The organism is Jannaschia sp. GRR-S6-38 (assembly GCF_029853695.1).
Taxonomy (GTDB): Bacteria; Pseudomonadota; Alphaproteobacteria; order Rhodobacterales; family Rhodobacteraceae; genus Jannaschia; species Jannaschia ovalis.
This window is the reverse complement of record NZ_CP122537.1, coordinates 689,042-701,632: the sequence shown is the minus strand read 5'-3', so window position 1 is coordinate 701,632 and position 12,591 is coordinate 689,042. Positions and strand designations below refer to the sequence as shown.

Here is a 12,591-nt window from a genome sequence, read left to right as displayed (position 1 = left end):
GCGCGGGCGGTCATCCGCCTTCGCCCTTCACCTTCACGGCGCCCGCATGGACGGCCAGATCGCGGGCGATCGAGAAGGCGCCCTTGATCCGTTCGCCCTCGTCCGCGAAGGGCTGCTGGATCGCCAGCTTGTCGCCCTTGATCTTGGCGGCGCCGTTCTTCGACTTGATGAAATCCACCAGCCCCTCGGGCCGGGCGAAGCGGTTGCCGTGGAATTCCACGGTCGCGCCCTTGTCGCCCAGGTTCAGCTTCGCGATCCCCGCGGCCTTGCACAGCGCCTTGATCCGCACGACCCGGATCAGGATGTTCACCTCGCGCGGCAGCGGCCCGAAGCGATCGATCAGCTCGGCGGCGAAGCCCTCCAGCTCGACCTTGCGCTCGAGCGAGGACAGCCGCCGGTAGAGACCCAGCCGCGTGTCGAGATCGGGGACGTAGTCCTCGGGGATGAGGACCGGGACGCCCAGCGCGATCTGCGGCGACCAGTCGTCGGACAGCGCGTCGGGCAGGTCGGCGGTACCCGATTTCAGCTTGTCGATCGTTTCCTGCAGCATGGTCTGGTACAGCTCGAACCCGACCTCCTTGATGTGGCCCGACTGCTCCTCGCCCACGATATTGCCGCCGCCGCGCAGGTCGAGATCCTGGCTGGCGATGTTGAACCCCGCGCCCAGCGCGTCGATCGAGCCCAGCGCCTTCAGCCGCCGCTCGGCCGCGGGGGTCAGCTTGGCCTTGGGCTTGGTCGTCAGATAGGCATAGGCCCGCGTCTTCGAGCGGCCGACCCGGCCGCGGATCTGGTAGAGTTGGCTGAGACCGAACATGTCGGCGCGCCAGATGACCATCGTGTTGGCGGTGGGGATGTCGATGCCCGACTCGATGATCGTGGTGGACAGCAGCACGTCATACTTGCCGTCGTAGAAGGCGTTCATCCGCTCGTCGAGATCGCCCGCGGCGAGTTGGCCGTGGGCGATGACATAGCTGAGCTCGGGGAGCTGTTCGCGCAGGAACGCCTCCATCTCGCTCAGATCCGCGATGCGGGGCACGACGACGAAGCTCTGCCCGCCGCGGTAGTGTTCGCGCAACAGCGCCTCGCGCACCGTGACTGCGTCGAATTCGGAGACGTAGGTGCGGATGGCGAGGCGGTCGACGGGCGGCGTGCCGATGATGCTGAGGTCGCGCACGCCGGTGAGCGACATCTGCAGCGTGCGCGGGATCGGCGTGGCCGAGAGGGTCAGCACGTGGACATCGGTGCGCATCTCCTTGAGGCGCTCCTTGTGGGTCACGCCAAAATGTTGCTCCTCGTCGATGATCAGGAGGCCGAGCTCCTTGAACTTCACCTGCTTGGCCAGGAGCGCGTGGGTGCCGATGGCAATGTCGACCGTGCCATCTGCGATGCCCGCGCGCGTCTCGGCGGCCTGCTTCGACGACACGAAGCGCGACAGCTGCCGCACCTTGACGGGAAAGCCGCGGAAGCGTTCCTCGAAGCTTTTCGCGTGCTGCCGGGCCAGAAGCGTCGTGGGGGCGATGACGGCGACTTGCATCCCCGCGGTCGCGGCGATGAAGGCCGCGCGCATCGCCACCTCGGTCTTGCCGAAGCCCACGTCGCCCACGACCAGCCGGTCCATCGGGTTGCCCGAGCTGAGGTCGGCGGCGACGTCCTCGATGGCCTGCATCTGGTCGTCCGTCTCCTCGTAGGGGAAGCGGGCGGCGAAGCTGTGCGCCATGTCGCGCGGCGGCTCGAGCACCGGGGCCTTGCGCATGGCGCGTTCGGCCGCGATGCGCATCAGCCGCTCGGCGATCTGGCGGATGCGTTCCTTCAGGCGGGCCTTGCGGGCCTGCCAGGCGCCGCTGCCCAGCTTGTCGAGCATCGCCTCCTCGGCGCCGAAGCGGCTGAGCAGCTCGATATTCTCGACCGGCAGGAACAGCCGGTCCCCGCCCGCATATTCCAGCGCCAGGCATTCATGCGGCGCGCCCGCCGCCGTCACTGTCTCGAAGCCGGTGAAGCGGCCCACGCCGTGATCGACATGTACCACGAGGTCGCCCAGCGACAGCGTCTGCGCCTCGGTGATGTAATTCTCGGCCCGACGTTTCTTCTTCTTGCCGCGGATCAGCCGCTCGCCCAGCACGTCCTGTTCCGAGATCACCGTCAGGCGGCGCTTGTCGTAGGGCCCCGCGAAGCCGCGATCGAGGGCCCAGATCATCAGGCCCACCTCGCCGCGGGCGACCTCCTCCAGCCGACGCACGGCCTTCAGCCCGGTCACGCCCTGATCCTGCAGCAGCCCCTCGAGCCGTTCGCGCGCGCCGCCGGAATAGCTGGCGACGACCACGCCGCCCTCCTCGCGCTTCTCCGCAATGTAATCGGCCAGCGCCTGAAAGAGGTTCAGATCCTCGATCTGCCGCTCGGTCGCGAAATTGCGGCCGACCCGGCCCTGCATGTCGATCACGCCGGGCCCCGGCGCGGCGGGGAAGGAGGACAGGTGCAGCACGCGCCGGCCTTCCATCACCTCCTCCAGCGCGTCGGGCGAGAGGTAGAGCCCGTCGGGCGGCGCGGGCTTGTAGACGCTGTCGACCCGGCTGCGGGCCTTCATCGCGTCGAGCCGCGCGTCGTACATGTCGGTGATCTGCACCCAGCGGTCGGCATGGTGGGCGGGGCTTGCCTCGTCGAGGACGAAGCTCGCCTCCGGCAGATAATCGGCCAGCGTCTCCAGCCTCTCGTGGAAGAAGCTGAGCCAATGCTCCATTCCTTGCGCCTTGCGGCCCGCGGTGACCGCCTCGTAGAGCGGATCGTCGGTGCCCGCCGCGCCGAAGGCGATGCGGTAGTTCTGGCGGAAGCGGGTGATCGAGGGGCCGTCGAGGATCACCTCGGACACCGGTGCCAGTTCGATTGCCTTCAGCTTGTCGGTGGTGCGCTGGCTGAGCGGGTCGAAGCGGCGCAGCCCGTCCAGCGTGTCGCCGAAGAGATCGAGACGCACCGGCGCGGGCTGGCCCGGGGGCCAGATGTCGATGATGCCGCCGCGGGGCGACCAGTCGCCCGGCTCCATCACCGTGGGGGTCTGGCTGAAGCCCATGCGGACGAGGAAGTCGCGCAGCGCCGCCTCGTCGATGCGCTGGTCGAGCCGGGCGGCGAAGCCCGCGCCTTTGAGCGTCGCGCGCGCCGGGATGCGTTGGGTCAGGGCCGAGAGCGTGGTCAGCAGGACGAACTGGCCCGAAAGCCCATGCGCCAGCGCGGTCAGCGTGGCCATGCGCGTGGCGCTGATCTCGGCGGCCGGCGAGACGCGGTCGTAGGGCAGCACGTCCCAGGCCGGCAGGCGCAGCACCTGCACGCCCGCGCGATGCGCGCGCAGTGCTGCGGCCATGGCCTCGGCGCGCTTATCGTCGCGGGCGACGTGGACGACCGGGCCGCCGCGATCCAGCTCGCGCAGGACGACCTGCGCGTCGTAGCCCTCGGGCGCGCCGCCCGCGCGTAGATGTCCCTCGGGAAGGGGGCGGAGCGGCTCAGGGGCGCGGGGCAGGGCTTCGACGCTGTCGGGCATCGCGCTCAGGTAACGGCGCGGGGCCCGGAGTCAACCGGTCTCAGCCCCCCAGGACGGACTGGTTGAGGTTCGTCCACATGCCCCACATCGAGGTCACGAAGATCGACAGGATGCCGACGAGCTGCACCTTTCGACGATGCGCGGCGAGTAGGTTGCCCAGGTCCGGCGGCGCCAGTCCCTCGACCCGCCGCGCGGTCTGCAGCGACAGCAAGGCCACCACCATCATCGGCAGGAACAGCAAGAGCAGCGCCTGCGCGAACTCGACCCGGTAGAGGAAGCCCAGGATCGCGAGCGACGAGATCGCGAAGAAGGTGAACCCCGTCGAGATCAGCCCGGTCGCGTCGGCGATGAACAGAAGCCGCCGCGACTGGATATTGGCCAGCGCGTGCATGTCGCGCAGCGACGGCTCGTGCCCCTTCGCGGCGCGGCGGACCATGTCGAAGGGAACGCCCACAACCCAATGCGACGCCGTCGACCACAGCACCGCGAGCATGATCCAGAACCACAGGTTCGAGAAGGAGCGGAAGTCGATGACCTCGAGCGCCGTCTGTAGAAAATAGAAGTCCAACCCGCGTCCTTTCCGCCCCCGGGCGCATGTCGCCCGGGGGCGGGTCGGATTGCAAGGCCGCGCGGACGGTTGTGCGGCAGGCGTTGTCCTGCCAACCATGCGCGGGACAATCGAAGGTGCCCGCATGACCCGCCGTTTCGCCGAATTTCCCGCCACCCGGACCCGCCGCCTGCGCCGCACGCCCGCGCTCCGGGCGCTGGTGCGCGAGGCGCGGCTGTCGGGGGACGACCTGATCTGGCCGGTCTTCGTCTGCGACGGCGCGGGCGTGACCCAGGAGGTGGCCTCGATGCCCGGCGTGATCCGCCGCTCGGTCGACCTGACGGCGGCGGCGGCGGCAGAAGCCTTCGCCGCGGGCATCCGCACGATCTGCCTGTTTCCCTATACCGACCCCGCGCTGAAGACCGACCTCTGCGAGGAGGCCTGGAACCCCGACAACCTGTCGAACCGCGCGATCCGCGCGATCAAGGCCGAGGTGCCAGGGATCTCGGTGATGACCGATGTGGCGCTCGACCCCTACAACGCGCAGGGCCATGACGGCATCGTGCGCGACGGCGAGATCCTCAACGACGAGAGCGTCGCCGCGCTGGTGAAGATGGCGCTCGCCCAGGCCGATGCGGGAGCCGATATCCTCGGGCCGTCGGACATGATGGACGGGCGCATCGGCGCGATGCGCACCGCGCTGGAGGCCGCGGGCCACCAGGGCGTGACGATCATGTCCTACGCGGCGAAATACGCCTCCGCCTTCTACGGGCCCTTCCGGGACGCGGTCGGGGCGTCGGGCGCGCTGAAGGGCGACAAGAAGACCTACCAGCTCGACCCCGCCAATGCCGAGGAGGGGCTGCGCTGCGTCGAGCGCGACCTGGCCGAGGGCGCGGACATGGTCATGGTCAAGCCCGGCATGCCCTATCTCGACATCTGCCGCCGCGTGAAGGATCGCTTCGGCTGCCCGACCTTCGCCTACCAGGTGTCGGGCGAATACGCGATGATCCGCGCGGCCGCGGGCAATGGCTGGATCGACGGCGAACGCGCGATGATGGAAAGCCTGATGGCCTTCCGCCGCGCCGGTTGCGACGGCGTTCTGACCTATTTCGCCCCCGAGGCGGCCGGGCTGATCGCCAAGGGCTGGGAATAGACCGCCCGCGCCGGCGGAAGCCGGCCTGAACCGGTCCATTTCGCCGCAGCCGCGCGGTTCCCTCTTGCAAGAGATGCCGCGAACGGCCATCTGGGAGTGGCGACGTTATCTCTATCGACCATTCTGCTCCTCACGGTTCAGTCAAACGATCTTGCCCTGACCGAGCCGAGCTGCCGCCTTCTGCGGGCAGCACAATGAAGGAGAACGACGATGGCTACTGGCACCGTCAAATGGTTCAACACCACCAAAGGCTTCGGCTTCATCGCCCCCGACGGCGGCAGCAAGGACGTGTTCGTGCACATCTCTGCCGTCGAGCGCGCGGGTCTGACCGGCCTCGCAGACAACCAGAAAGTGAAGTTCGACATCGAGCCCGGACGTGACGGCCGCGAAAGCGCCTCCAATCTCGAGCTGATGTGATCATCCCCGCGGGCCCTTCGGGGCTCCGCGGAGAGTTCAGGGGCGCACCGGCGACGGTGCGCCCTTTTTGTTTGGGCTAGGCGGGGGCCGCCGTCTGAAACTCCGGCTCTCGCGAAATTTCGTCGGACGTTCGGCCCGGCGCGGTTGCTCCCGGTCGAATGGCTTGAAGAACTCTTTCGCGGACCGTCTCAGGATTGTCCTGCGGACTGAACTCGACGAACCGGATACCGGCGATCCGGAAAACCTCGCGCTTGATGTGGTCGCGCCAGGCGGCGTTGCCCTGCAGATGTCCGTGTCCTTGGTATTCCAGCCCCGCGACGATCAGGCCACGCTTGTCCGTGATTGCGAAATCCAGCCGCTTTTGCTGAATCAGCCTGTTCACGCAGCGCCTCTCCGCCTCGGTACCCGCCGAAGGGACCAAACGCAGGACCTCGCCCAGTGGAACTTGCGGCCAGATCAGGAGGCCCGCCTCTTCGACAAGCGGCTTGAGTTGACGATACAGCCCTACCTCCCCCCGGTTCATGAGCTTGCATCGCTCGATCTCGACCTTTGCAAGGGACTCGAAGGGTTTCGGCCCGTCGTTCTGGTTCTTGATCTGGGCCTGAAGAAGATCGACCTCGGATGCGTGGGCCGCGCGCTCGGGCGCGTGGTCGGCGGCGTGTGCGCGTTTCTGGCGCCGGATTTCACCAATCGAGCGTCGGGTCTTGGTCTTGCGGATCAATTCAATGACCACGAAGCCCATCGTCAGGAACCCCGCCATGAAGATCATTACGAGGAAGCCGGCCTCTTCGATCAATTGCAGGTAAGCGTCTTGGATCACGGTGAAATCTCCTCAGGTCACCGAGATCCAAGCGGTCTGTCATGGTCGAAATGGGACGTCCTTGTGAAAAACGGTGGGCGCCCGACGGAAATCGGGCGCACCGGTGAGGGTGCGCCCGTAGCAATCGGGTCGAATGGAGGCGGGTGTCAGGCCCCCGTGCCCACCGGGCAGGTCAGGCCGGTGCCGCCAATGCCGCAATAGCCGCCGGGGTTCTTCGACAGGTATTGCTGGTGGTAATCCTCGGCGTGGTAGAAGGGCGGGGCGTCGACGATCTCGGTGGTGATGGCGCCGTAGCCCGCCTCGCGCAGCCGCGGGGCCATCGCGGCCTCGGCGGCGGCGGCGGCCTGCGCCTGGGCGGCCGTGTAAGTATAGATGCCCGAGCGGTACTGCGTGCCGACATCGTTGCCCTGGCGCATGCCCTGCGTCGGGTCGTGGCCTTCCCAGAAGACCTTGAGCAGATCCTCGTAGCTGATTTTCGCGGGGTCGTAGATCACGCGGACGACCTCGTTATGGCCGGTGCGGCCCGAGCAGACCTCTTGATAGGTCGGGTTCGGCGTGTAGCCGCCCGCGTAGCCCACCAGCGTCATGTGGACGCCAGGCAGCTTCCAGAACATCCGCTCGACGCCCCAGAAGCAGCCCATGCCGAACATGGCCTCTTCCATGCCGTCGGGGACCTCATTCGACAGCGGCGTGCCGAAGACGTGGTGCGTTTGCGCGGTGGCGATGGGCGTGTCGCGGCCGGGCAGGGCGTCGTCCTTCGCCACCATCTCGGCCTTCTTGCGTTGGAACAGCATCATTGGCGGGTCTCCTTTGCCGAAGAATATGGGGTGGCGGGCCCGGCTTGACGAGGGGGTGCGACGCTACTCCGCCACGGCCAGCGGCGGCGCGAGGATCGTCTCGTGTCCCGGCACCGGGTGGCGCGGCACCAGCGTCGAGAGCAGGAGCGAGATGCCCGCCATGCCGGCGGCCAGCAGGTAGACCGAGACGGGCGAGGTCAGCCACAAATAGCCCAGGCTCGCCGGCAGGAAGACCGCGGCGATGTGGTTGATCGTAAAGGCCACGGCGGCAGTGGGCGCGATGTCGCCCGGATCGGCGATCTTCTGGAAGTAGGTTTTGATCGCCAGCGCGAGGCTGAAGAAGATGTGGTTCACCACGTAGAGCAGCCCCGCCACCCAGACGCCCCAGTCAAACCAGTAGAGCCCAGCATAGAGCAGAAAGACCCCGGTCAGCCCGCCATATTCGATGATCAGCGCGGCGCGTTCGCCGAAGAAGCCCACCGCGCGGCCGACCAGCGGGGCCGAGACCATGTTGATCGCGAGCGTCGCCATGAAGAGTGCAGTGACCTGATGCACGTCGAGGCCGTAGCGCTCGACCATCATGAAACCCGCGAAGACCACGAAAATCTGCCGCCGCGCGCCGGACATGAACTGCAGCGCGTAGTAGAGCCAGTAGCGCCGCCGAAGGACCATGCGCTTGGTCTGGGGATGCGGACTCTCGAATTGCGGAAACAGCAGGAAGGCGGCCAGCGCCATGCAGGCGGTGAAGCCGCCCGCCACCCAGTAGACGAGGTCGTAGCTCAGATCGAAGGCCCGCCAGGTCAGCACGATCAGCCCGTAGGCCAGCAGCGTCGCTCCTGAACCGACCGAGAGCAGGATCCCCAGCATCCGCGGCGCGCGGTCCTTGGGGAGCCATTGCAGCTGAAGGCTCTGGTTCACGGTCTCGTAGTAGTGAAACCCGATCGAGCTGAGCAGCGTGATCGTCAAGAGGCCCGCGAGCGATGGGAACTGCGCCGTCAGCGCGGTGGCCACGCCCAGAACGCCAAGCGAAATCAGCGCCAGCACCTGTTCGCGCACGAAGAGGATGATCGCGATCACACCGATTGCGAGGAAGCCGGGGATTTCGCGCACGGTGTGCAGCCAGCCGATATCGGCGCCGTCGAAGCCCGCGACCTCGATGGTGAAATTGTTGAGAAGCGCCGACCAGGTCGCAAAGGCTACCGGCATCGCGAAGGCCATCAGCATCAGAAGGGCCGGAGGCCGCCGCCAGGCGGGAAGGCTGCGGGCCTCGGACAAGGGGAGCGTGCGCATTCCCGGCAATTAGGCCCTGCGGGCGGGGCTGTCCATCGCGGCGGCGGCGCCTAGCCCGGCGACCAGGCGCGGTAGAGCGCGATCAGCGCGCGGTCGACCTCGTCCATCGCGAAGGCCAGCGTGGTGGCGCTGCGCGGGTCCGAGACCTCGCGGGCCTCGACGCGGGCGCTGACGTCGCGCTGGGCCTGGGTGACGGGCCCCTCGGTCGGATCGCTGTCGGATCCGCCGATGGTCGCGGGGTCGCGCAGGTCTTCGGCCACGGCCTGGCGGAAGCGGTCCAGCGCGTCGCCGAGCTCGGGGTCGCCCGACAGGTCTGCGGGGGTCGCGGCGGCGCGGTTCAGGAATTCGATCGCGCCCATCAGCTCGGCCGCCGCATCGGCCCGCGCGCGCAGCCCGTCGCTTTCGTCGAGCGCCATCACGTCCAGCGCCTCGCGCGCCAGGCGCAGCCGCTGGTGGAAGCGCGGCGCGGCCGACAGGTTCGTGTCGGGCTCGGCGCGGGTCGACTTGGCGGTGGCCTCGCAGGCATTGTCGGCCAAGGCCTCGAGTGCGGCGCGCATGTGCCGGTCGAAGCGGGCCCGCGCCCGGTCGCGCCACAGAAGCGAGGCGACCGCGATGCCGATCGCCGCGCCGACGGCGATGGACAGCACCCGGTCCAGCGCCTGCGCCCAGAGATCCGCGCCCTGCGCCGTGGCCAGCGCCACCGCGGCGACGATGCCGTAGGTCCAGTCGGGCCGAAAGGTCGCGGTCACGTTCAGGATCAGCATCGCGACCGCCAGCCCGGTGATCGCCCCCCAGCCGGGCGGCAGGATCAGCAAACAGGCCAGCCCGACGGCGCAGCCCACCACCGTGGCCATGACCCGCGCCTTGGCCGAATGCAGTGTCCCATCTGCGGAGGGCTGGACGATCAGAACGGCGGCGAGGATGCCGACGAAATAGCCTTCGAGCGGCAGGAGGCGCAGCACCGTCCAGGCCAGCACGGCCCCAGTCGTCGCCTGCACCGCGCGCCGGATCGCGTCGCGCGCCTTGACCCTGTCGACGCCGCGACGTTCCAGCCGGTCGAGAACGGGGCCGAGCATCGCCCTCAGCTGGCCAGCACGTTCCGGAAGAGCCAGGGGTCGCTTTCGTCGATATCTTCCGGGAAATGCTGCCAACGGTCCTGCAGGGGGGTCCAATCGGTGTAATGCGCTTCGACCGGGCCCAGATAGGGCGTCTGGATCTCGAGACAGCGGGCGTGGTCCATCTCGTCGGTTTCGACGATGCCCGCACTGGGGTTCTCCAGCGCCCAGACCATCCCGGCCAGCACGGCCGAGGTCACCTGCAGGCCGGTCGCGTTCTGGTCGGGGGCGAGGCGCTTCGTCTCCGCATTGGACAGGCGCGAGCCGTACCAGAGCGCGTTCTTCTCATGGCCGAACAGGAGCACGCCCAGCTCGTCGATGCCGGTGACGATCTCGTCCTCGCCGAGGATGTGATGCACGGTCTGCTGGCGGCCCGCGCCGAACATCTCGTGCAGGCTCAGCACCGCGTCGTCGCAGGGATGGTAGGCATAGTGGCAGGTCGGCCGATAATCCGGCTCCGCGCCGTCGCCCACGGTGTAGTAGTCCGAGATCGAGATCGCCTCGTTATGGGTGACGAGGAAGCCGAATTGCGGGCCCGGGGTGGGGCACCAGGTGTGGACGCGGGTGATTGCGCCGGGACGGTTCAGCCAGATCGCGGATTGGCAGCCGGAAGCGTGGCGGTGGCCGTTCTCAGGAAACCACGTCTCATGCGTGCCCCAGCCCAGCTCGGCCGGCTGGAAGCCCTCGGCGATGAAGCCCTCGACCGACCAGGTGTTGACGAAGACGTCGCGGGGGCGCGGCTCGGCCCGGGCCTGGGTGTCGCGCTCGGCGATATGCACGCCCTTGACGCCCAGGTCGCGCATCAGCGCGGCCCAGCCGGCGCGGTCCGCGGGCGCGGCGGCGTCGCGGCCGGTGTCTTGCGCCAATTGCAGGAGCCCCGCCTTGACGAACCACGACACCATCCCCGGATTGGCCCCGCAGCAGGACACGGCGGTGGTGCCGCCCGGGTTCGCGGCCTTCTCGTCGCGAACGGCCTGGCGCAGCGCGTAATTCGTGCGCTGGGCGTTGTCCTCGGTGTCGAAGTAGAAGCCGGCCCACGGCTCCACCACGGTGTCGATATAGGGCACCCCGATCTCGCGGCAGAAGCGCATCAGGTCGAGGCTGGAGGTGTCCACCGACAGGTTCACGCAGAAGCCTGCGCCCGGCGTCAGCACCTCGCCCAGAACCTCGCGGTAATTCTCGGGCGTCAGCGCGACCTGCCGATGCGCGATGCCGCGTTCGCGCAGCTCGGCGCAGCCCTTCTCGGCGGGTTCGATGACCAGGAATTTCTCGCGGTCGTAGTCGAAATGGCGCTCGATCAGCGGCAGCGTCCCGCGCCCGATCGATCCGAAGCCGATCATCACGACGGCGCCGTCGATGCGGGCGTGGATGGGGTGGTCGGACATCGCTTGTTTCTCCGGCACACTTCGATTGGGCCGCCGTTTCCCATGGCGCTTCCATGGCGTCAACGCGGCCCGTCCCGCGCGATGGCCGGACGGATGGACGCGCCATGCGGGGGCGCTATGCTCGGACCCATGTCGGGGCGTTGCATCGTTCGCCCTCCGATATTGGACCGTTTCATATCGGGGGGACCCAGATGCCGGATGCCGGATCGCAGCGAAAGACCCAGATCGTCATCGTCGGGGGCGGGGCCGGAGGGCTGGAACTCGCCCGGAAGCTGGGCGCGCGCTACGGCCGCAAGAACCACGACATCATCCTCGTCGATCGCAACCGGACCCATATCTGGAAGCCGCTCCTGCACGAGGTCGCGGCCGGCTCGCTCGACGCGAACCTGGACGAGGTCGGGTATGGCGGGCACGCGGCGCGCTGGGGCTACCGCTTCTTCTACGGCGCGCTGGAAAGCATCGACCGGGAGGCGCGGGTCATCACCACCGCGCCCCTGATGGACGCCGACGGCGAGGAGGTGCTGGACCGCCATCGCATTCGCTACGATTACCTGGTGCTGGCCATCGGCGGCGTGTCGAACGATTTCGGCATCCCCGGCGTCCGGGAGCACGCGATGTTCCTGGAGCATCGGACGCAGGCGGACACGTTCCGCCACAAGCTGTTGAACGCCTGCTTCCGGGCCAACCTGCACCGTGCCGAAGGCGGCGCGGCGTCGAAGGTTCGCATCTGCATCGTCGGCGGCGGGGCCACGGGGGTCGAGCTTTCGGCGGAGCTGTTCAACGCCGCCAAGGGGCTGCAGAACTACGGGCTGGAAGTCTTCGACGAGAGCGCGCTGCAGGTCACGCTGCTGGAAGCCGGGCCGCGCATCCTGCCCGCGCTGGACGAGGACCTTGCCGCGACGGCGCAAGCCGAGCTGGAGGCGCTGGGCGCCGAGGTGCGGCCCTCGACGCAAGTGGTGAAGGTGACGCCCAAGGCCGTGCACACCAAGGATGGCGGCACGGTCGAGGCCGACCTGATCCTCTGGGCGGCGGGGGTGCGCGGGGCGCATGGCGTCGAGGCGATGAGCGATCTGGAGCTCAGCCGGCTGGGGCAGTTCGTCGTGCGCCCGACGCTTCAGACCACAATGGACGACCGTATCTTCAGCCTGGGCGACTGCGCCTCGTGCCTTCTGCCGGGCGAGGAGCGGCCGATCCCGCCCCGCGCCCAGTCCGCGCACCAGATGGCCGCCCGGGTCTTCCGCAACCTCAATCGGATGATGGCCGGGCAGGCGCCGGAGGCCTTCCGCTACAACGATCACGGCTCGCTCGTCTCGCTCAGCCGCTTCGCCGCCGTCGGCAGCCTGATGGGCAATCTCGTCGGCGGCCGGATGGCGGTCGAGGGGCGGCTCGCGCGCATGGCCTACCGGTCACTCTACCGGATGCACATCCTCGCGATCCACGGCTGGCTGAAGGGGTCGGTCCTGATCGTCATGGGACATGTGAACCAGATCGTCCGGCCCCGGCTCAAGCTGCACTGATCCGTCGCTCCTGCCGAACGAAAA

The 12,591-nt window shown here is 68.3% G+C and carries 10 protein-coding genes; 3 read left to right on the top strand and 7 right to left on the bottom strand.

The features are described 5' to 3' along the window. Positions 1-10: 10 nt before the first annotated feature. Entirely contained in the window at positions 11-3,526 is a 3,516-nt protein-coding gene (mfd, locus tag P8627_RS03565) for a transcription-repair coupling factor (protein WP_279966207.1), read from the bottom strand. A 40-nt stretch (positions 3,527-3,566) separates the two neighbouring features. Further along, entirely contained in the window at positions 3,567-4,094 is a 528-nt protein-coding gene (locus P8627_RS03560; protein WP_279966206.1) for a component of SufBCD complex, read from the bottom strand. Between the two features lie 124 nt (positions 4,095-4,218). Between P8627_RS03560 and hemB the strand changes: the two genes are divergently transcribed. Both hemB and P8627_RS03550 read left to right on the top strand, forming a co-directional pair. Next, positions 4,219-5,226, top strand: a complete 1,008-nt coding sequence (gene hemB / locus P8627_RS03555; protein ID WP_279966205.1) for a porphobilinogen synthase — start codon at positions 4,219-4,221, stop codon at positions 5,224-5,226. A gap of 210 nt (positions 5,227-5,436) precedes the next feature. Beyond that, positions 5,437-5,643 (top strand): cold-shock protein, encoded by a 207-nt coding sequence (locus tag P8627_RS03550; protein WP_279966204.1) that lies wholly within the window; start codon positions 5,437-5,439, stop codon positions 5,641-5,643. 76 nt (positions 5,644-5,719) lie between these two features. Here the strand turns inward: P8627_RS03550 and P8627_RS03545 are convergent, their stop codons facing one another. The 5 genes from P8627_RS03545 to P8627_RS03525 all read right to left on the bottom strand — a co-directional run bounded on the left by P8627_RS03545 (position 5,720) and on the right by P8627_RS03525 (position 11,050). Next, positions 5,720-6,463 carry a DUF2726 domain-containing protein gene (locus P8627_RS03545; RefSeq protein ID WP_279966203.1) on the bottom strand — a complete coding sequence of 248 codons (744 nt, stop codon included), beginning with the start codon at positions 6,461-6,463 and terminating at the stop codon, positions 5,720-5,722. A gap of 146 nt (positions 6,464-6,609) precedes the next feature. Then, positions 6,610-7,260, bottom strand: a complete 651-nt coding sequence (gene msrA, locus P8627_RS03540; RefSeq protein ID WP_279966202.1) for a peptide-methionine (S)-S-oxide reductase MsrA — start codon at positions 7,258-7,260, stop codon at positions 6,610-6,612. Between the two features lie 63 nt (positions 7,261-7,323). Then, positions 7,324-8,550, bottom strand: coding sequence for an MFS transporter (locus P8627_RS03535; protein ID WP_279966201.1), 1,227 nt, complete (start codon positions 8,548-8,550; stop codon positions 7,324-7,326). 50 nt (positions 8,551-8,600) lie between these two features. Next, positions 8,601-9,626, bottom strand: a complete 1,026-nt coding sequence (locus P8627_RS03530) for an FUSC family protein (RefSeq protein ID WP_279966200.1) — start codon at positions 9,624-9,626, stop codon at positions 8,601-8,603. Between the two features lie 5 nt (positions 9,627-9,631). Then, positions 9,632-11,050: a homospermidine synthase gene (locus tag P8627_RS03525; protein WP_279966199.1), complete on the bottom strand. Its 1,419-nt coding sequence runs from the start codon at positions 11,048-11,050 to the stop codon at positions 9,632-9,634. Between the two features lie 191 nt (positions 11,051-11,241). Here P8627_RS03525 and P8627_RS03520 point away from each other — a divergent pair, with 191 nt between their 5' ends. Then, positions 11,242-12,567, top strand: a complete 1,326-nt coding sequence (locus tag P8627_RS03520) for an NAD(P)/FAD-dependent oxidoreductase (RefSeq protein WP_279966197.1) — start codon at positions 11,242-11,244, stop codon at positions 12,565-12,567. Positions 12,568-12,591: the final 24 nt, after the last annotated feature.